The sequence below is a fragment of the Saccharopolyspora sp. NPDC045839 genome, from assembly GCF_056431645.1.
The window spans coordinates 142,911-161,988 of record NZ_JBWKKH010000016.1 but is presented as its reverse complement, the minus strand read 5'-3'; the positions used below and the strand labels follow the sequence as shown (position 1 = coordinate 161,988).

Annotated in this window: 15 protein-coding genes and 1 pseudogene; 7 read left to right on the top strand and 9 right to left on the bottom strand. The window is 71.2% G+C overall.

The window, feature by feature from the left end; translation table 11 throughout:
* Positions 1 to 57: 57 nt before the first annotated feature.
* A complete protein-coding gene (locus AC07EQ_RS22935; RefSeq protein WP_478389951.1) occupies positions 58 to 849 on the bottom strand; it encodes an IclR family transcriptional regulator in 792 nt (263 codons plus the stop codon).
* A gap of 104 nt (positions 850 to 953) precedes the next feature.
* Between AC07EQ_RS22935 and hutH the strand changes: the two genes are divergently transcribed.
* The 6 genes from hutH to AC07EQ_RS22905 all read left to right on the top strand — a co-directional run bounded on the left by hutH (position 954) and on the right by AC07EQ_RS22905 (position 9,128).
* Positions 954 to 2,501: a histidine ammonia-lyase gene (gene hutH / locus AC07EQ_RS22930; protein ID WP_478389950.1), complete on the top strand. Its 1,548-nt coding sequence runs from the start codon at positions 954 to 956 to the stop codon at positions 2,499 to 2,501.
* The gene (gene hutU / locus AC07EQ_RS22925; RefSeq protein WP_478389949.1) at positions 2,498 to 4,150 is read left to right on the top strand and encodes a urocanate hydratase; all 1,653 of its coding nucleotides are present in this window, start codon (positions 2,498 to 2,500) and stop codon (positions 4,148 to 4,150) included. The genes hutH and hutU overlap by 4 nt, the downstream gene beginning before the upstream one ends.
* A gap of 124 nt (positions 4,151 to 4,274) precedes the next feature.
* Positions 4,275 to 5,456, top strand: coding sequence for an allantoate amidohydrolase (locus tag AC07EQ_RS22920; protein WP_478389983.1), 1,182 nt, complete (start codon positions 4,275 to 4,277; stop codon positions 5,454 to 5,456).
* Between the two features lie 5 nt (positions 5,457 to 5,461).
* Positions 5,462 to 6,778 carry a formimidoylglutamate deiminase gene (locus AC07EQ_RS22915; protein WP_478389948.1) on the top strand — a complete coding sequence of 439 codons (1,317 nt, stop codon included), beginning with the start codon at positions 5,462 to 5,464 and terminating at the stop codon, positions 6,776 to 6,778.
* 74 nt (positions 6,779 to 6,852) lie between these two features.
* Positions 6,853 to 8,010, top strand: coding sequence for an imidazolonepropionase (gene hutI / locus AC07EQ_RS22910; RefSeq protein WP_478389947.1), 1,158 nt, complete (start codon positions 6,853 to 6,855; stop codon positions 8,008 to 8,010).
* 155 nt (positions 8,011 to 8,165) lie between these two features.
* Positions 8,166 to 9,128: a zinc-binding dehydrogenase gene (locus AC07EQ_RS22905; protein ID WP_478389946.1), complete on the top strand. Its 963-nt coding sequence runs from the start codon at positions 8,166 to 8,168 to the stop codon at positions 9,126 to 9,128.
* Positions 9,129 to 9,420: 292 nt separating this feature from the next.
* On the opposite strand, the gene AC07EQ_RS22900 is transcribed toward AC07EQ_RS22905, so the two are convergent.
* The 4 genes from AC07EQ_RS22900 to AC07EQ_RS22885 form a co-directional block, all read right to left on the bottom strand.
* Positions 9,421 to 10,317: a LysR family transcriptional regulator gene (locus AC07EQ_RS22900; protein WP_478389945.1), complete on the bottom strand. Its 897-nt coding sequence runs from the start codon at positions 10,315 to 10,317 to the stop codon at positions 9,421 to 9,423.
* Entirely contained in the window at positions 10,314 to 11,501 is a 1,188-nt protein-coding gene (locus AC07EQ_RS22895; RefSeq protein WP_478389944.1) for a glycine C-acetyltransferase, read from the bottom strand. Before AC07EQ_RS22895 ends, AC07EQ_RS22900 begins: the two co-directional genes overlap by 4 nt.
* A complete protein-coding gene (gene tdh, locus AC07EQ_RS22890; protein WP_478389943.1) occupies positions 11,501 to 12,541 on the bottom strand; it encodes an L-threonine 3-dehydrogenase in 1,041 nt (346 codons plus the stop codon). The genes AC07EQ_RS22895 and tdh overlap by 1 nt, the downstream gene beginning before the upstream one ends.
* Before the next feature lie 154 nt (positions 12,542 to 12,695).
* A complete protein-coding gene (locus tag AC07EQ_RS22885; RefSeq protein ID WP_478389942.1) occupies positions 12,696 to 12,968 on the bottom strand; it encodes a hypothetical protein in 273 nt (90 codons plus the stop codon).
* A gap of 462 nt (positions 12,969 to 13,430) precedes the next feature.
* On the opposite strand from AC07EQ_RS22885, the gene AC07EQ_RS22880 reads away from it, so the two are divergent.
* The gene (locus AC07EQ_RS22880) at positions 13,431 to 14,063 is read left to right on the top strand and encodes an antibiotic biosynthesis monooxygenase (RefSeq protein WP_478389941.1); all 633 of its coding nucleotides are present in this window, start codon (positions 13,431 to 13,433) and stop codon (positions 14,061 to 14,063) included.
* Positions 14,064 to 14,286: 223 nt separating this feature from the next.
* On the opposite strand, the gene AC07EQ_RS22875 is transcribed toward AC07EQ_RS22880, so the two are convergent.
* From AC07EQ_RS22875 to AC07EQ_RS22860, 4 genes and pseudogenes are all read right to left on the bottom strand, one after another.
* Positions 14,287 to 14,463, bottom strand: a complete 177-nt coding sequence (locus AC07EQ_RS22875) for a DUF6104 family protein (protein ID WP_010304877.1) — start codon at positions 14,461 to 14,463, stop codon at positions 14,287 to 14,289.
* 249 nt (positions 14,464 to 14,712) lie between these two features.
* On the bottom strand, positions 14,713 to 14,862 hold the full coding sequence (locus tag AC07EQ_RS22870; RefSeq protein WP_478389940.1) for a hypothetical protein: 150 nt from the start codon (positions 14,860 to 14,862) through the stop codon (positions 14,713 to 14,715).
* A gap of 29 nt (positions 14,863 to 14,891) precedes the next feature.
* A pseudogene (locus AC07EQ_RS22865) lies at positions 14,892 to 15,059 on the bottom strand (SUKH-4 family immunity protein); the annotation flags it as partial.
* Between the two features lie 105 nt (positions 15,060 to 15,164).
* On the bottom strand, positions 15,165 to 18,794 hold the full coding sequence (locus AC07EQ_RS22860) for a multifunctional oxoglutarate decarboxylase/oxoglutarate dehydrogenase thiamine pyrophosphate-binding subunit/dihydrolipoyllysine-residue succinyltransferase subunit (protein ID WP_478389982.1): 3,630 nt from the start codon (positions 18,792 to 18,794) through the stop codon (positions 15,165 to 15,167).
* Between the last annotated feature and the right edge of the window lie 284 nt (positions 18,795 to 19,078).

Genomic DNA, 19,078 nt, shown 5'->3' with positions numbered 1-19,078 from the left:
TCGTTCAAGGCCCGTGAGCGTTTTGTGCTGCTATGGCGACACAAAGCGCTCACGGGCTTAGGCGGTGCGGCCGCTGATTCTGGTGGTCAGCTCCGTTGCCGCGTGGTGGACCTGGGCGGCCAGGTCCGGCCAGGTCTCGGCGCAGGGTTCGCCGCCCGGGGTGTCGCAGAAGTGGCGGAACGTCACGCTGATCGCCGCGATGGGGCGGGCGCCGTGGTCGAACACCGCGCACGCCACCGAGGCGAAGCCCGCCGTCACGAAACCGTCCTCGACCGCCCAGCCGCAGCGGCGCTCCGCCGCGAGCAGCCGGCGCAGTTCGGGCAGGTTCCGCGGGCCCCGGTCGGTGCGCAGCACGAACCGTTCGCTGGACGGCAGGAGCGCGCGCACGTGCGCGGCGGGCAGGTGCGCGAGCATCGCGCGCCCGGACGCCGTCAGCTGCGCGGGCAGCCGGACGCCCACGTCGGTGACCAGCGTCTGCGGCTGCGACGGCCGCTCCTTGATCAGGTACAGCGACTCGCCGCCGTGCAGGACGCCCAGGTGCGCGGTGCGGCCGACCTGGTCCACCAGCCGCCGCAGCAGCGGCCCGGCGAGGCGTTCCAGCGGGTCGTGGCGCAGGTAGGCGGAGCCGAGCTCGAAGGCCGCCATGCCCAGCCCGTAGCGCCGCTCCTCGGGCAGGTGGGTCACGAAGCCGGCGGCGACCAGCTCGGCCAGCAGGTGGTAGGTCGTCGACCTGGGCAGGTCCAGGTCGCGGGCGATGACCCCGGCCGACACCGGCCCGGCGCGGCCCGCGAGGACCCGCAGGATGGCCAGCCCGCGCCGCAGCGCCGGCACGTCGCTGCTACCGCCCACGGCAGCCTCCATTCGGGTTCCGGTCTCGTATTCCAGACATTCTCACCCCATCCGGGCTTCTGCCGGTAGCGCCGTCGCGCTGGTATGGAGATATGCAGGACGACATGCTGAATGTTGGTCCGGAGCCGTTGCACCGCGAGCAGGTCGTGGCCGTCGCGCGCGCCGCGACGCGGGTAGAACTGACCCGGCTCGCCGAACAGGGCATCGTCGCGACGCGCAAGCACATCGAGGCCCTCGCCGCCGAGAAGCGCCCCACCTACGGGGTGTCGACCGGCTTCGGGGCGCTGGCCGTGCGGCACATCCCGGCCGACCGGCGCGCGGCCCTGCAGCAGTCCTTCGTCCGGTCGCACGCGGCCGGCGCCGGTCCGGCGGCGGAGGCGGAGGTGGTGCGGGCGCAGATGCTGCTGCGGCTGCACACGATCGCCACCGGGCGCACCGGCGTCCGCCTGGAAACCGCGCACGCGCTGGCGGCGATGCTCAACGCGGGCATCGTGCCCGTGGTGCACGAGCACGGCTCCCTCGGCTGCTCCGGCGACCTCGCGCCGCTGGCGTCCGTCGCGCTCGCGCTGACCGGCGAGGGCGACGCCTTCGACGCTTCGGGGCGGCTCCGCCCGGCCGCCGAAGCGCTGGCCGACGCCGGGATCGAGCCGGTGGTGCTGGTGGAGAAGGAAGGCCTGGCGCTGACCAACGGCACCGACGGCATGCTCGGCATGCTGGTGCTCGCGCTGCACGACCTGTCCGCGCTGCTGGACGTGGCCGATGTGACCGCGGCGATGAGCGTGGAGGCGCTGCTGGGCACCGACCGGGTGTTCGCCGCCGACCTCCAGCGCCTGCGCCCACACCCGGGGCAGGCGGTGTCCGCGGCGCGGATGTCGGCGCTGCTGGCGGACTCGCCGATCATGGCGAGCCACCGGGGCGACGACTGCACGCGCGTGCAGGACGCGTACTCGCTGCGCTGCGCGCCGCAGGTGCACGGCGGGGCGCGGGACACCGTCACCCACGCCGAGACCGTGGCCGACCGGGAGCTCGCGGCCGCCATCGACAACCCGGTGGTCCTCGACGACGGCCGGGTCGAGTCCAACGGCAACTTCCACGGCGCGCCGCTGGCCTACGCGCTGGACTTCCTGGCCATCCCGCTCGCCGACGTCGCCAGCATGTCCGAGCGCCGCACCGACCGGATGCTCGACGTCGCGCGCTCGCACGGGCTGCCCGCGTTCCTCGCCGACGACCCGGGCGTGGACTCCGGGCACATGATCGCCCACTACACGCAGGCGGGCCTCGTCGCCGAGCTGAAGCGGCTCGCCGCGCCCGCGTCGGTCGACTCCATCCCGACCAGCGCGATGCAGGAGGACCACGTGTCGATGGGCTGGTCGGCGGCCCGCAAGCTCCGCCGCGCCATCGACGGCCTGACGACCGTGCTCGCCGTCGAGCTGCTCACCGCCGCCCGCGCCCTCGACCTGCGCGCGCCGCTGCAGCCGGGCCCGGCCACCGGCGCCGTGCGGGACCTGCTGCGCACCCGCGTCCCGGGCCCCGGCCCCGATCGCCACATCGCGCCGGAGATCGCGGCGGCCGAAGAGCTGATCCGTTCCGGCGCGGTGCGCGACACCGCCGCCGGCTTCACGAACTCCACAGTGGACCGGAGGTTGCCATGAGCGAAGCCCGACCCGTGCGAGCCCCGCGCGGGAGCACGCTGACCGCGCGGAGCTGGAGCACCGAAGCACCCTTGCGGATGCTGCAGAACAACCTCGACCCGGAGGTCGCCGAGCGGCCCGACGACCTCGTCGTCTACGGCGGCACCGGCAAGGCGGCGCGGAACTGGGCGTCGTTCGACGCGATCGTCCGGGAACTGACGACGCTGCGCGAGGACGAGACGCTGCTCGTCCAGTCCGGCAAGCCGGTCGGCGTGCTGCAGACCCACGAGTGGGCGCCGCGGGTGCTGATCGCCAACTCCAACCTCGTCGGCGACTGGGCGAACTGGCCGGAGTTCCGGCGCCTCGACGCGCTCGGCCTGATGATGTACGGCCAGATGACCGCCGGATCGTGGATCTACATCGGCACTCAGGGCATCCTGCAGGGCACCTACGAGACGTTCGGCGCGATCGCGGCCCGCCGCTTCGGCGGCAGCCTCGCGGGCACGCTGACCATCACCGCCGGGCTCGGTGGCATGGGCGGTGCGCAGCCGCTGGCAGTGACGATGAACGACGGCGTGGCGCTCGTCGTCGAATGCGACGCCGAACGCGCGCACCGCCGCGTCCGGCACGGCTACCTCGACGAGGTCGCCGACAGCCTCGACGACGCCATCGAGAAGGCCGTGGCGGCCAAGGTTGCGCGGCGCGCGTACTCGGTCGCGGTGATCGGCAACGCCGCCGAGCTGCTGCCCGAGATGCTGCGGCGCGGCGTGCCCGCCGACATCGTGACCGACCAGACCTCCGCGCACGACCCGCTGTCCTACCTGCCGCTGGGCGTCGACGTGGACGACTGGGCCGACTACGCGGCGAAGAAGCCCGACGAGTTCACCGAGCGGGCGCGCGACTCGATGGCCAAACATGTGGAAGCGATGGTCGGGTTCCTCGACGGCGGGGCGGAGGTCTTCGACTACGGCAACTCGCTGCGCGGCGAGGCCCAGCTCGGCGGCTACGAGCGGGCGTTCGCCTACCCGGGTTTCGTGCCCGCCTACATCCGGCCGCTGTTCTGCGAGGGCAAGGGCCCGTTCCGGTGGGCTGCGCTGTCCGGCGACCCGGCCGACATCGCCAAGACCGACCAGGCGATCCTCGACCTCTTCGGCGAGGACGAGCACCTGGCGCGGTGGATCCGGCTGGCCGGCGAGCGCGTTTCCTTCCAGGGACTGCCCGCGCGGATCTGCTGGCTCGGCTACGGCGAGCGCGCCGAGGCGGGCCTGCGGTTCAACGAGATGGTGGCCTCCGGCGAGCTCGCGGCGCCGGTGGTGCTCGGCCGCGACCACCTGGACTGCGGATCGGTGGCCTCGCCGTACCGGGAGACCGAGGCGATGGCCGACACCTCGGACGCGGTCGCGGACTGGCCGCTGCTGAACGCGCTGGTCAACACGGCCTCCGGCGCGACGTGGGTGTCGCTGCACCACGGCGGCGGCGTCGGCATGGGGCGGTCGCTGCACGCGGGTCAGGTCACGGTCGCCGACGGCACCGAGCTCGCGGCGCAGAAGCTGGCGCGGGTGCTGACCAACGACCCGGGCATGGGCGTGATCCGGCACGTCGACGCGGGATACGGCCGGGCGGAGCAGGTCGCCGCCGAGCGCGGCGTCCGCACGCCCCTGGTCGGCTGAGCACTCGTGAGCGCTTTTGGTCGCTACAGCAGACCAAAACGCTCACGAGCTCTGGAACTGACGGGTTGCTGCCCGGGACGCGGGTGTTCGAAAAGGAGCGGGTGTGGCGGGACCGAACGAGTTGATGGCGGCCATCGCCGATGTCGGCGCGGACCGGCGCCGGGGCGGATACTCCCGGCACGTCTTCGACGACGCCGAGCGGGAGCTCCGCGAGTGGTTCGTCGAGCAGGCCGAGGCTCGCGGCCTGCGCGTCACCACCGACCAGAACGCGAACATCTGGGCGTGGTGGGGCGAGCCGGGCGATGACGCGGTGGTGACCGGCAGCCACCTGGACTCGGTGCCCGGCGGCGGCGCGTTCGACGGCCCGCTCGGCGTGGTCAGCGCGCTGAGCGCGGTGGATCTGTTGCGGGCCAAGGGTTTCACGCCCCGGAAGCCGCTCGCGATGGTCGTCTTCGCCGAGGAGGAGGGCGGCCGGTTCGGCGTGCCGTGCCTGGGCTCCAGGCTGCTGGCCGGGACCATCGACGCGGACCGGGCCCGCGCGCTCCGCGACCCGAACGGCGTGACGTTCGCCGAGGCCATGCGGTCCTTCGGCGCGGACCCGGCCAGGCTGGGGCGCGACGACGCGGCGCTGCGGCGCATCGGGCAGTTCGTCGAGCTGCACGTGGAGCAGGGCCGGGGGCTGATCGACCTGGACCGCCCGGTGGCGGTCGCGTCGTCGATCCTGGCGCACGGCAGGTGGCGGTTCCGGTTCAGCGGCCAGGGGAACCACGCCGGCGCGACGCTGATCGCCGACCGCCACGACCCGATGCTGCCCGCGTCGCGGCTGGTCCTCGAAGCCCGCCGGATCGCGGCGGGCGTCGACGGCGGCCGGGCGACGGTGGGCAGGCTGGTCCCGAACCCCGGCGGCACCAACGTCATCGCGTCCACTGTGGACATCTGGTTGGACGCGCGGTCGCCGGACGACCGGTCGACGCGGTCCATGGTCGAAGACCTGTCCGGGGCGGCCGCGGAATTCGCCGCATCCGAGGGCTGCCAGGTCGAGGTGACGGAGGAATCCTACGGCGACACCGTGCACTTCGACGCCGCGTTCCGGGACCGGCTCGCAGGCCTGCTCGGCGACGCCCCGGCGCTGCCGACCGGAGCCGGGCACGACGCGGGAATCCTCGCCGCCGAGGTGCCGACGGCGATGCTCTTCGTGCGCAACCCGACCGGCATCAGCCACGCCCCGGAGGAACACGCCGAGCCCGGCGACTGCGATTCCGGCGCGCACGCGCTCGCCCAGGTCCTGGAAGACCTGGCCGGGTGAGGCGGTTGACCACCTACTGGTGCGAATGGGCCTGGCTGCCGAGCGGACCGGAGCGGGGCGTGCTCTTCGAAGTCGACGCCGGCCGCATCGCTGCCGTCGGCTCCGCGCAGAACCCGCCGGAACACGCCGAACGGCTCCCGGGCATGACGCTGCCCGGCATCGCCAACGCGCACTCCCACGCGTTCCACCGCGCGCTCCGCGGCGGGGACGACGGCGCGCGCGGCACCTTCTGGACCTGGCGCGAACAGATGTACCGGGTGGCGGAGGTGCTGGACCCGGACGGCTACTACCGGCTCGCCCGCGGCGTCTACGCCGAGATGGCGCTGGCCGGGATCACCTGCGTCGGCGAATTCCACTACCTGCACCACGCCGCGAACGGCACCCGGTACGACGACCCGAACGCGATGAGCCAGGCCCTCGCGCAGGCCGCGCGGGACGCGGGAATCCGGCTCACCCTGCTGGACACGTGCTACCTGGCGGGCGGTTTCGGGCGGCCGCTGGACGGTGTGCAGCTGCGCTTCTCGGACGGTTCGGCCGCGAGCTGGATCGACCGGATCGACCGGTGCACTGTGGACGGTGACCGGGTTCGCCTCGGCGCGGCGCTGCATTCGGTCCGCGCGGTGCCCGCGGAAGAGATCCCGGACGTGGCCGGCTGGGCGCGCGAGAACGAGGCACCGCTGCACGTGCACCTGTCCGAACAGCGCGCCGAGAACGAGGCGTGCCTGGCGGCGCACGGCTGCACCCCGACCCAGCTGCTGGACTCGCGCGGCGCACTGGGGCCCGGCGTGACGGCGGTGCACGCCACGCACCTGGCCGCGTCCGACGTGGCGCTGCTGGGCGGTAGCGCGACCGGGGTGTGCCTGTGCCCGACGACCGAAGCCGACCTGGCCGACGGGATCGGCCCGGCGGCGGCGCTGGCCGTCGCCGGGAGCCCGCTATCCGTCGGCAGCGACGGGCACTCCGCGATCGATCCGTTCGCGGAGGTGCAGGCCGTCGAGTCCTACCTGCGGCTGGACACCGAGACCCGCGGGCACTTCGCGGCCGCCGAGCTGCTGGCGATGGCCACCGAGGCCGCGCACCGGTCCCTGGGCTGGGCCGACGCGGGCCGGCTCGAAGCCGGTGCCCGCGCCGACTTCGTGGCGGTGGATCTCGGCTCGACCCGGCTGGCCGGAGTCGCGCCCGAGGCCGTCCCGGCGGTCGCGCGGGCCGACGACGTCCGGGTGGTGATCGCCGACGGGCACCGGATCGTGCAGGACGGCAAGCACGAAGCGATCGACGCGGCGGGCGAGCTCGGCGAAGCGATCGCCGCGCTGCGCTCGTGAGTGTTCGTTCCGGTTCTTACCGCGATATTCACTCACGAACACTTGAAGATACGACGAGCAGGGAACAAGAAACGATGACAAGCACTGTTATTACTGGAATCGGCGAGCTGACGACGAACGACGACGAGCTCGGCACGCTCACCGATGCCGCGCTGGTCATCGACGGTGACCGGGTCGTCTGGGCCGGCCCCGCGGCCGCCGCGCCGGAAGCCGACGAGCGGTTCGACGCGGCCGGGCGAGCGGTCCTGCCCGGCTGGGTCGACAGCCACACGCACCTGGTGTTCGCCGGCGACCGCACCGCGGAGTTCGCCGCCCGGATGGCCGGGCAGTCCTACCAGGCGGGCGGGATCGCCGTCACCGTGGAAGCGACGCGGGCCGCCACCGACGAGGAGCTGGCCGCCAACCTGCGCAAGCACATCGCGGAAGCCGCCGCGCAGGGCACGACGTGCATGGAGACCAAGACCGGCTACGGGCTCACGGTCGCCGAGGAGCTGCGGGCCGCGAAGATCGCCGCCGAAGCCGACGAGGTGACGTTCCTCGGCGCGCACCTGGTGCCGCCGGGCGAGGACGCGGACACCTACGCGGACCTGGTGCGCGGGGAGATGCTCGACGCCGTGGCGCCGCACGTCGGCTGGTGCGACGTGTTCTGCGAGCAGGGCGCGTTCGACGCCGACCAGTCCAGGCGAATCCTGGTGGCGGCGAAGGAACGCGGGCTGGGGCTGCGCGTGCACGGCAACCAGCTCGGCCCCGGGCCGGGCGTTCAGCTGGCCGTCGAACTCGGCGCCGCGAGCGTGGACCACTGCACCTACCTCACGGAGTCCGATGTGGACGCGTTGGCGGGTTCGGACACCGTGGCGACGTTGCTGCCCGCCTGCGACCTGTCCACGCGGCAGCCGCTGCCGGATGCCCGGGCGCTCATCGAGGCCGGCGCCGCGGTCGCCTTGGCGTCCAACTGCAATCCCGGCTCGTCCTACACGTCGTCGATGGCGTTCTGCGTGACGACGGCGGTGCTGCAGATGCGGATGACCATCGAAGAGGCGGTACGGGCGGCGACCTGGGGTGGCGCGCGGGCGCTGCGCCGGGAGACCGGCGACGGCGCGGTCGGCGTCCTCCGGCCCGGCGCGCGGGCGGACGTCCACATCCTCGACGCCCCGAGCACGACCTGGCTCGCCTACCGGCCGGGCGTGCCCCTCACCCACGCCGTCTGGCGCAAGGGCACGCGCGTCGGCTAACGCGCGCGAGCACGGGAACCTTCCTGTCACCGGCCCTTGATCACACCTCCTGGAGGTGTGATCAAGGGCACTTTCCTGTCGCCGCGTCGGCATGTTGACCTCCAGTTAAGTCGAAGTCGGAGGCTGTTGGCGGTCAACGGAGGAGGCTGAGCGACATGCGCGTGGTGCAGGTGAAGGAATTCGGTGGGCCGGAAGTGCTGGCAGTGGCGGACGTCGCCGATCCAGAACCCGGCGCGGGGCAGGTGCTCGTGCGAGCGTCCGCAGTGGACGTCCTGTTCCTGGACACCCAGCTGCGCGAGGGGTGGGGCAAGGAGTTCTTCGGTCAGTCGCCGCCGTACGTGCCCGGTGACGGCGTGGCCGGAGAAGTGGTGTCGGTCGGCGAATCCGTCGACCCGAGCTGGATCGGACGGTCGGTGGTCGCCAGCACGCGCAACGGAGGCACCTACGCAGAGCTGGTCGTCGTCGACGAGTCCGAGCTGATCCAGGTGCCGGATGGGCTGGGCGAGCGCGAAGCCGTCGCGCTGCTGCACGACGCCACCACGGCGTTGTTCCTCGCCGAGCACGCCCGGATCCAGCCCGGCGAACAGGTCCTGGTCAACGCCGCCACCGGGGGAGCGGCCTCGGTGCTGGTCCAGCTCGCGCGGGCGGCCGGTGCCCACGTCATCGGCGCGGCACGCGGCGACGCGAAGCTGAACCTGGTTCGCGAGTTGGGCGGCGAACCGGTCGACTACGCGAAGCCGGACTGGGGGCAGCGGGTGCGGGAGCTGACCGGTGGCGTCGACGTGGTCTTCGACGGCGTCGGCGGCGCGCTCGGGCGCGCGGCGTTCGAGACGACGAACAACGGTGCCCGGTTCTACTCGTACGGCGCGGCCAGCGGCGACTTCACCGAGATCGACCCGGCGGAAGCGCAGCGGCGCGACGTGACCGTGGTGGGGCTGCTGGACGTCCAGCCTTCCCCGGAGCAGAAGAAGCCGATGACCGAACGCGCGCTGGCGGAGGCTGCGGCAGGGCGGATCAAACCGACCATCGGCCAGGCCTTCCCGCTGGAACGGGCCGCCGAAGCACACGCGGCGATCGCGGCCCGCACCACACCCGGCCGAACCCTGCTCCTGCCGTGACGCGTCGGTGACAGGAAGGTTCCCATCCTCGCGTCGCATCGGTGACAGGAAGGTTCCCATGCTCGCATCGCTTCTCTCGAAGGCCGCTGATCCTCAGGGGCGAGCAGCGCGGCCCACAGCGTGAGCATGGGAACCTTCCTGTCACCCCAGGCCTGGATCGCAGCATGGGAACCTTCCTGTCACCCCAGGCCTGGATCGCAGCATGGGAACCTTCCTGTCACCCCAGGCGCAGGCGCGCAAGTATGGGAACTTTGCTGTCAATCCGGCGCGACGCAGGATCGGGAAGGGTGGCCTAGCGGCCCTTGCTCGCCAGCAGCGCGTTCAGCACGACGCGGACCAGCGGGTGCTCCTCCCGTCCGCACTGGACGGCGGCGAAGACCCGGCGGGTCGGCGGCTTGCCCGCGACCGGCAGCGCGACCACGTCCAGGCCGGCCGCGATGGCCGTGCGGGGCACCAGTGCGACACCGGTGCCCGCCGCGACCAGAGCCACCACCGCGTGGAAGTCGTCCGAGGTGTGCGTGATGTTCGGGACGAACCCCGCGTTCTCGCAGGACACCTGGGCCACCGCGCGGCACGGGTTGCCCGGCAGCGGCGCGATCCAGTCGTCGTCGCGCAGCGCGTCGAGCGCGATCTCCGCGGCGGAACCGAGCGGGTGGTTCGGCGGCAGCACCACGTCGAACGGCTCGGTGTACAGCGGGAACCTGCTCACCCGGCGGGCGTCCGCCTGCAGCGTCGACGTGTACTCCATCGAGATCGCGATGTCGATCTCCCCGGCCAGCAGCATCATCAGGCTGTTGTGCGCCTCGGCGTCGCGCACCAGCACCCGCACGTCCGGCGCCTGCTGCCGCAACGCGACGATCGACGGCGCCACGACCTGCGTGATCGCCGAGGCGAACGATGCCACCTCGACCGTGCCGACGGTGCCGGCCGCGCACGCCGCCAAGCTCGCCTCCGCGCGCTCCAGCTCCGCCAGGACCGCCTTGGCGTGCTCGACCAGCAGCTCACCGGCCGCGGTCAGCCGCACCCGGCGGCCCTGCCGGACCAGCAGCGGCTGCCCGACCTCGTTCTCCAGCGCGGTGAGCTGCTGCGATACCGCCGACGGCGTCAGGTAGAGCTTCTCCGCCGCCGCGCGCACGGTGCCGTGGTCGGCGAGCGCGCGGAGCACCTGGAGCCGCCGGGGGTCTATCACCGGGCGATGGTACCCATCCGATCGCGGGCCGCCACGAACGCCGACACCGCCCGCTCCACGTCCTCGGTGCTGTGCGCGGCCGACATCTGGGTGCGGATGCGGGCCTTGCCCTTGGGCACCACCGGGTAGGAGAAGCCGATGACGTAGATGCCCTCCTCCAGCAGCAGGTCCGCCATCCGCGCCGCCTCCGCCGCGTCGCCGATCATCACCGGGATGATCGGGTGCTCTCCGGGCAGCAGGTCGAAGCCCTCCTCGGCCATCCGGCGGCGGAACAGCGAGCTGTTGTCCCGCAGCCGCTCCCGCAGCTCCGGTTGCGCGGCGACCAGGTCCAGCGCGGCCAGCGAAGCGGCCACGATCGACGGCGCGAGGGAGTTCGAGAACAGGTACGGCCGGGAACGCTGCCGCAGCAGCTCGACGATCTCGGCGCGCGCGGACACGTAGCCGCCGCTGGCGCCGCCGAGCGCCTTGCCGAGCGTGCCGGTGACGATGTCGACCCGGTCGGCGACGCCGAACAGGTCCGGTGTGCCCGCACCCTTCGGGCCCGTGAACCCGACCGCGTGCGAGTCGTCGACCATCACCATCGCCCCGTACTTCTCGGCGAGCGCGCAGATCTCGTCCAGCGGCGCCAGGTAGCCGTCCATCGAGAACACGCCATCGGTGACGACGAGCTTGCGGCGCGCGTCGGAATTCTCCTTGAGCAGTCGCTCGAGATCGGCCATGTCCCGATTCCGGTACCGGCCGCGGCGGGCCTTGGACAGCCGGATGCCGTCGATGATGCTCGCGTGGTTGAGCTCGTCGGAGATCACCGCGTCCCGGTCGTCGAGCAGCGTCTCGAAAACCCCGCCGTTGGCGTCGAAGCACGAGCTGTACAGGATCGTGTCATCGGTGCCCAGGAACTCCGAGAGCCGCCGCTCCAACTCCTTGTGCGGGGCCTGCGTGCCGCAGATGAACCGCACCGACGCCATCCCGAAACCCCACTTCGCCAGCGCCTCCTCGGCGGCTGCGACCAGCGCGGGGTGATCGGCAAGCCCCAGGTAGTTGTTCGCGCAGAAGTTCAGCAGCTCGGCACCGCCGACGCCCACCCGCGCGCTCTGCGGCGAGTCCAGCACCCGCTCGTCCTTGTACAGCCCGGCGGCGCGGATCTCGGCCAGCTCGGCGCGGACGTCGTCAGCGATCGTGTACATCAGGAGGACCCCTTCGTTGTCCAGTCGAGGATGACCTTGCCGCAGCGGCCGCTGCGAGCCGTCTCGAACGCCTCGGCGTGCTGCGTGTACGGGAATCGGTGCGTGATCACCGGGCTCAGGTCCAGCCCGGACTCCAGCAGCACCGACATCGAGTACCAGGTCTCGAACATCTCGCGGCCGTAGATGCCCTTGACGGTGAGCATCTTGAACACCACCGCACTCCAGTCGAGCGGGAAGTCTTCGGCGGGCAGGCCCAGCATCGCGATCCGGCCGCCGTGCGCCATGTTCGCCACGGCCTCCCGCAGCGCCTCGGGCTTCCCGGAGACCTCCATCGCCACGTCGAAGCCCTCGCTCATGCCCAGCTGCTGCTGCGCGTCGGCGACCCGGGTCTGCGAAACGTCCACGGCCAGATCCACGCCGACGCGGCGGGCCAGCTCCAGCCGGTGCTCGCTGACGTCGGTGATCACCACGTGCCGGGCGCCCGCGTGCTTGGCCACCCCCGCGGCCATCAGCCCGATCGGCCCGGCGCCGGTGATCAGCACGTCCTCGCCGACGACGGGGAAGCTGAGCGCGGTGTGCACCGCGTTGCCGAACGGGTCGAAGATCGCCGCCACGTCCGGATCGACGTCGCCGCGGTGCACCCAGACGTTCTGCTCGGGCAGCACCGCGAACTCGGCGAACGCGCCGTTGCGGTGCACGCCGAGGCCCTGCGTGTGCGCGCACAGGTGGCGGCGGCCGGCGAGGCAGTTGCGGCAGCGGCCGCACACCAGATGCCCTTCGCCGCTGACGAAGTCGCCGACCGATGCCCGCGTGACCGCGGCGCCGATGGCCACCACCTCCCCGGCGAACTCGTGGCCGACCACCAGCGGCGTCGGCACGGTGCGGGCGGCCCACTCGTCCCACGACGCGATGTGCAGGTCCGTACCGCAGATCCCGGTGCGCATCACCCGCACCACGACTTCGTCGGGGCCCGGGGTCGGGTCGGGGAGCTCGGCCAGTTCCAGGCCGGGCGCGGGTGAGGTCTTCACCAGAGCGCGCAAGGTTCCTCCGCTCTCGATGCTTGTCGCAGTGGAGTCTGGCCCGGTGCCGCGGCGCAGGTCCATCGCAACTTTCTGCACTGGCTGGTAAGCGGTGCTGCACAGCGCACGGCGCCCCACCCGCCTTCGACGAATGGGGCGCGGCGTCGGCGGCTGGTCAACCGTTCGACGACTGCTCGTGCGTGTGGGAGAAGCCCTGCTGCCCGTGCGGGGAAGAGGTCTGGACGTGGTGCTGGTGCACGTGGCGGTACTTGTGCTGCTCGTTGTGGCTCACCTGGGGTTGCTGGTTCGGCCCCTGCGTGCTGCCGACGATTGCGGCGAGGAACGGGTCCGACGCCGACGAGTGGGGGCCATCGGCGGCAGCGGCCGTTCCGGTGGCGCCCAGCACGGCGAGACCAGTGAGCAGGGTGCTGGCAAGCAGACGTCGCATCGATTCCTCCGTAGTGCGGTGGCATTGCCAGCGCAGAGGCGATCACACATCGGCCCCGGCCGCCGTGCACGTCACTCCTTGGGGGATCACCCCGCATCCCCGGCCCCCCGGCCAGGGGAGCCGCCCGGAACACCCCGCCGCCCCCCCCGGGCGAGAGGAAGGGAACCTTCCTGTCACCAGCGGTCGCGGCGGTGGTGCGAGCAAGGGAACTTTCCTGTCACGACGAAGCCCGCACCAGCCGTTGTGAGGTGTGGAAGGGAACCTTCCTGTCACCCCGGGCGCCGTGGAGCGGGGCTGCGAGCAAGGGAACCTTTCTGTCAGCGGCCGTCGTGGCGGGGCTGCGAGCATGGGAACTTTCCTGTCACGCGCGGCGGCCGGTGGGCTCGCGGCGGCAACGACTTGACTTCTACCTAGATGGAGGTTCGAGGATCGTGTCGAAGCCGACGATCACGAGGAGGCCCGATGACGACCGGCCGCACCGAAATGCCCGACATCACCCGATCCGACGTCGGCACGATCCTGGTCAGCCCGTGGCTCGTGGGCACCCCGCAGCGGCAGCGCGATGCGGTGGACTCGACGATCGCGGAATGGCGCGTCGCGCCGTGGCCGCCGGCATTCCTGTCCTTGAACTGCTTCGTGAGCGACGACGGCACCACGGTGCTGAACTACGCGCAGTGGACCGACGACGACGCTCACCGCGAATTCGTCCGGACCTACCGGCCGACACTGGTCCGCGGCATCGACGAGGCCGTGCCGGGCATCGAACGCCCCGGCCTCGTCAGGTACCGCCTGCACAGCAGCGTCGTCGCACCAGAGCCTGGACGTGGCGATCTGGTCGCGGTTTTCACCTACGACACCGAGGACATCGAGCAGGCGCGGCAGCTGGCCGACGATGCGCGCGGCCGGATCACGCCCGAGCTGCCGCCGGGGCTCATCGCCGCGCACTTCCACATCAGCGTCGACGGCACCCGGGTGCTGATCTACGAGGAATGGGCCGATGAGGCCGCAGTCGCCGGCAGCACCCACCACCCGGAAACCGTTGCCGCCGGCGACCTCTACCGGCTGCACCGCAGCCTGACCCGCTACCGGGCCTGACGGGGGAGCAAGGGAACCTTCCTGTCACCAACGTGCCGGACGTGCGGTGGGGTGGCAGGAAGGGAACCTTTCGATCATCCGCCGGCCCGACGGCCGTGGCAGGAAGGGAACTTTCCTGTCACCGGCAGGCCGGCGCTTGCTTCTGGAACGGCCCGGGGCGAGGGGAAGGGAACCTTCCTGTCACCAACCGGTCGCCCCGGTGCTGGTCGAACCTCGGGGCTGGTTACTCGTCGTCGGCGTCGTCGCGGGCGAGGAACGTGGCGAGGCGTTCGGTGGCGTCCTCGAAGTCGGGGTTGAGGTCGACGAACGCCCGCATTCGGTCGGCGACCCAGGCCAGCGTGACCTCGTCGTCACCGCGACGATCTTCGAGTTCCTCAATGCCGCGGTCGGTGAAGTACACCGTGTCCTCCTAGTTGTTTCCGTCCGTGACCGGTGCGATCGGGGTTGGCAGAACAGCAGAGTACGAAACGCAATTCCGGCGGCGACGGGAACCGCCTCGAACGGCGGGAAGGTCGTTGTGCTTGCGAAGCTCCGGGGCTGAACGCCACAAGGCCGGAGCAGGACTCTAATCCGACGCGGCCAACCGCATCGAGCCGGGGCCGTGGAGCATGGGAACCTTCCTGTCACCTTTCCACGCTGCGGTGCGGGTTCAGGCGGTCCCGGCCGCCGGGAGGGCGTCGAGCGCCGTGGACCACCAGGTGTCGAGGGAGTGGAAGGCGCGCGGGTCCTGCTGGCGCAGGCGCGCGGAAAGCGCGTCGGTTTCCGCCTCGCTGCCGCCGGAGGCCAGCGCCATGAGCACCACGAATCCGTCGCGCTCGTCGAAGAGCCGGGCCGGCCGACGAACTCGGTGGTGAACAGCTCACCGGCGAAACGCGGCAGGCCGGCCTGGGTGAGGATGTGCCGGTCGGCATCGGACGAACCGGCGGCCGCGGACACGTCCAGGCGGACGAGGTTCTCCTCCCCGAAGACCTCGGCAAGGTCAGCACGCGCGATCATCCGACGGTATTCGGCGCTCTCCGCACCGAGAGCGTTTTCGGCTGCAGCCGCAAAAAACGGGCCGCCGGTTCCGGGAGGGAACCGGCGGCCCGCTTCAGCCGTGGATCAGGCGAAGGCGTTGCGCACGACCTCGGCCTGCTCGACCTCGTGGACCTTGGCCATACCGGTGGCCGGGGCGGCCATCGGACGACGCGAGACCCGCTGGAGCTTGCCGACCAGCTGCGGGAACAGCTCCGGCAGGGCCAGGCCGAGGAACGGCCACGCACCCTGGTTGGCCGGTTCCTCCTGCGTCCACCGGATCGAGGTGGCGTTCGGGTACCGCTCGAACAGCGCGCCCAGCTTGCGGTGGGGCAGCGGGTAGAGCTGCTCCAGCCGGACGATCGCGGTGTCGGTGATGCCCTCCTTGTCGCGGTGCGCGGCCAGCTCGTAGTAGAGCTTGCCGGTGCACAGCACGATGTTGCGCACGTTGGCCGGGTCCGGCTGCGCCGGGTCGTCGATCACCGAGGTGAACTTGCTGCCGTTGGTGAAGTCCTCGACCGGGCTGGTCGCGGCCTTCAACCGCAGCATCGACTTCGGCGTGAACACCACCAGCGGGCGGTGGATGTTGTCCAGCGCGTGCCGCCGCAGCAGGTGGAAGTAGTTCGCCGGCGTCGACGGCATCGCGACGGTCATCGAACCCTCGGCGCACAGCTGCAGCCACCGCTCGATGCGGGCCGAGCTGTGGTCCGGGCCCTGGCCCTCGTGGCCGTGCGGCAGCAGCATGACCACGTCGGACCGCTGGCCCCACTTGGCCTCACCGGACGAGATGAACTCGTCGATCACCGACTGGGCGCCGTTGAAGAAGTCACCGAACTGCGCTTCCCACAACACCAGGGAATCCGGGTTGCCGACCGAGTAGCCGTACTCGAAGCCCAGGGCCGCGTACTCGGACAGCGCCGAGTCGTAGACCAGGAACTTCGCCTGGTCGTCCGACAGGTTCTGCAGCGGCGTGTGCTCGGCGTTCTCCTTGCGGTCGATGAGCACCGAGTGCCGCTGGCCGAACGTGCCGCGCCGGCTGTCCTGACCGGTCAGGCGGACCTGGCGGCCCTCCATGACCAGCGAACCGAACGCCAGCAGCTCGCCGAACGCCCAGTCGATGCCGCCCTCACGACCCATCTTGGCGCGACGCTCCAGCACCGGCTTGACGCGCGGGTGCGGGGTGAAGCCCTCCGGCAGGTTGATCTGCGCCTCGGCGATGTGCTCCAAGGTCTCCTGCGAGATCGCGGTCGCCAGTCCGCGCGGCACCTGCTGCTCGGACTCCACCGACGGGCTCGGCGACGGCGGGTGCTTCTCCAGCTCGCGGACCTCGTTGAACACGTGCTCCAACTGGGCCGCGTAGTCCTTCAGCGCCTTCTCCGCCTCTTCGACGGTGATGTCGCCGCGGCCGATCAGGGCCTCGGTGTACACCTTGCGGACGCTGCGCATCTTGTCGATCGCGTCGTACATCTTCGGCTGCGTCATCGACGGGTCGTCGCCCTCGTTGTGACCGCGGCGGCGGTAGCACACCATGTCGATCACGACGTCCTTGCCGAACGCCTGGCGGTACGCCACGGCCAGCTTCGCGACCCAGACGCAGGCCTCGGGGTCGTCGCCGTTGACGTGGAACACCGGGGCGCCGATCATCTTCGCCACGTCGGTGCAGTACTTGCTGGAGCGCGAGTGCTCCGGCGCGGTGGTGTAACCGACCTGGTTGTTGACGATCACGTGCACCGTGCCGCCCGTGCGGTAGCCCCGCAGCAGCGACAGGTTCAGCGTCTCGGCGACCACGCCCTGACCGGCGAACGCGGCGTCGCCGTGCAGCAGCACCGGCAGAACCGTGAAGCCTTCCTGGCCCTTGTCCAGGATGTCCTGCTTGGCGCGGACGATGCCCTCGAGCACCGGGTCGACGGCTTCCAGGTGCGACGGGTTCGACGTCAGCGACACCTTGGTCTCGCCGTCACCGAACATCCGGAAGTACTTGCCCTCGGCGCCGAGGTGGTACTTGACGTCGCCGGAACCGTGCGCCTGGCCCGGGTCCAGGTTGCCCTCGAACTCCCGGAAGATCTGCGAGATCGGCTTGCCGACGATGTTGGCCAGCACGTTGAGGCGGCCGCGGTGCGGCATGCCGATGACGACCTCGTCGAGCTCGTGCGCCGCCGAGGTGTCCAGCACCGCGTCCAGCAGCGGCACCACGGTCTCGGCGCCCTCCAGCGAGAAGCGCTTCTGCCCGACGTACTTGGTCTGCAGGAAGGTCTCGAACGCCTCGGCCGCGTTGAGCTTCGACAGGATGTACTTCTGCTCCGACGGCTCCGGCTTGGTGTGCGGCTTCTCGACCCGCTGCTGCAGCCACTCGCGCTCGTCGGGCTCGAGGATGTGCATGTACTCGACGCCGACGGTCCGGCAGTACGAGTCGCGCAGCACGCCCAGCACGTCGCGGAGCTTCATGTGCTCCTTGCCGGCGAAACCGCCGACCGCGAACTCCCGGTCCAGGTCCCAGAGGGTGAGGCTGTGCGACAGGACGTCGAGGTCCTCGTGCCGCCGCTGCCGGTAGTTCAGCGGGTCGATGTCGGCCATCAGGTGGCCGCGGGTGCGGTAGGCGTCGATCAGCTCGAGCACGCGGGCGGTCTTGTCCACCGCGCCCTCGGGGATGTCCTGCGTCCAGCGCACCGGCTCGTACGGGATGCGCAGCGACGCGAAGATGTCGTCGAAGAACCCGTCCTCGCCCAGCAGCAGCTGGTGCATCTTGCGCAGGAAGTCACCGGACTCGGCGCCCTGGATGACCCGGTGGTCGTAGGTGGACGTCAGCGTCACGATCTTGCTGATGCCCATGTCGACCCGCGCCTTTTCGCTGGCGCCCTGGAACTCCGCCGGGTAGTCCATCGCGCCGACGCCGATGATCGCGCTCTGGCCCTTGGTCAGCCGCGGCACCGAGTGGTTGGTGCCGGACGGGCCGGGGTTGGTCAGCGAGATCGTGGTGCCGGCGAAGTCGTCGGCGGTCAGCGCGTTGTTGCGGGCCTTGCGGATGATGTCCTCGTAGGCCTGCCAGAACTGCTGGAACGTCATGTCCTCGCAGCCCTTGATGGAGGCGACCACGAGGTTGCGCGACCCGTCCTTGCCCGGCAGGTCGATGGCCAGGCCCAGGTTGATGTGCTCCGGCGTGACGGCCGCGGGCTTGCCCTTGGCGTCCTCGCCGTAGTGGCGGTTCATGTTCGGGTAGTCCCGGACCGCCCGGACCAGCGCGTAGCCGATCAGGTGCGTGAAGGAGACCTTCCCGCCCTTGTTCCGCTTGAGGTGGTTGTTGATGACGATGCGGTTGTCGAACAGCAGCTTGGCCGGCACCGCGCGCACGCTCGTCGCGGTCGGCACGGTCAGCGACTGATCCATGTTCTTGGCGATCGCAGCCGCGGCGCCGCGGAGCGTCTTCACATCGCCACCGGCCTGGGGCTCCTTCACCGGAGCGGCCTTGGCGGCCTGCTGCGGGGACGGCTTGGGCGCGGCGGCGGGCTTGCTCGCCGGGGGCGCGGTCGCAGCGGCGGCCGGCGGGACCTGACCATTGGTCTCACTCGGGCGCGTCGCGGTGGCCGTGGTCGTCGGGGCCGCTGCAGCGGCGGCAGCAGCGGTGTTCTCGGTGGCTGCCTGGCCCGGCTTGTAGTCGGCGAAGAATTCGTGCCACGCCGAGTCTACGGAAGTGGGATCGTTGAGGAACTGCTCGTACATCTCCTCGATCAACCACTCGTTGGGGCCGAACTGTGACGCAGGGCTGCTGGACACGGCTGGCGTTCGCCTCGATCCATATGCTCGTGATTTACAGACACACTCAGGTACCAGGCTAGCGGTCCGATTCGCGCGGTTGACACACAGGACGGCCGTTCGGCCGACGAGCTCGGTCACAAAATCGATCAGGAAAGCCCAGCTCGCGGGGAACGGGCCCCGTCCGGCTCGGACGAACGATCATCGACCGCACTTCGGCATGCACCACTCAAGATCGGCGTTGCTCGGTA

Bases quoted from the DNA above. Each gene is read 5' to 3' on its own strand.
- hutH (WP_478389950.1), top strand. From the start codon at position 954: ATGCTGAATGTTGGTCCGGAGCCGTTGCACCGCGAGCAGGTCGTGGCC.
- hutU (WP_478389949.1), top strand. From the start codon at position 2,498: ATGAGCGAAGCCCGACCCGTGCGAGCCCCGCGCGGGAGCACGCTGACC.
- AC07EQ_RS22920 (WP_478389983.1), top strand. From the start codon at position 4,275: ATGGCGGCCATCGCCGATGTCGGCGCGGACCGGCGCCGGGGCGGATAC.
- hutI (WP_478389947.1), top strand. From the start codon at position 6,853: ATGACAAGCACTGTTATTACTGGAATCGGCGAGCTGACGACGAACGAC.
- AC07EQ_RS22905 (WP_478389946.1), top strand. From the start codon at position 8,166: ATGCGCGTGGTGCAGGTGAAGGAATTCGGTGGGCCGGAAGTGCTGGCA.
- AC07EQ_RS22895 (WP_478389944.1), bottom strand. From the start codon at position 11,501: ATGTACACGATCGCTGACGACGTCCGCGCCGAGCTGGCCGAGATCCGC.
- AC07EQ_RS22885 (WP_478389942.1), bottom strand. From the start codon at position 12,968: ATGCGACGTCTGCTTGCCAGCACCCTGCTCACTGGTCTCGCCGTGCTG.
- AC07EQ_RS22880 (WP_478389941.1), top strand. From the start codon at position 13,431: ATGACGACCGGCCGCACCGAAATGCCCGACATCACCCGATCCGACGTC.
- AC07EQ_RS22860 (WP_478389982.1), bottom strand. From the start codon at position 18,794: ATGTACGAGCAGTTCCTCAACGATCCCACTTCCGTAGACTCGGCGTGG.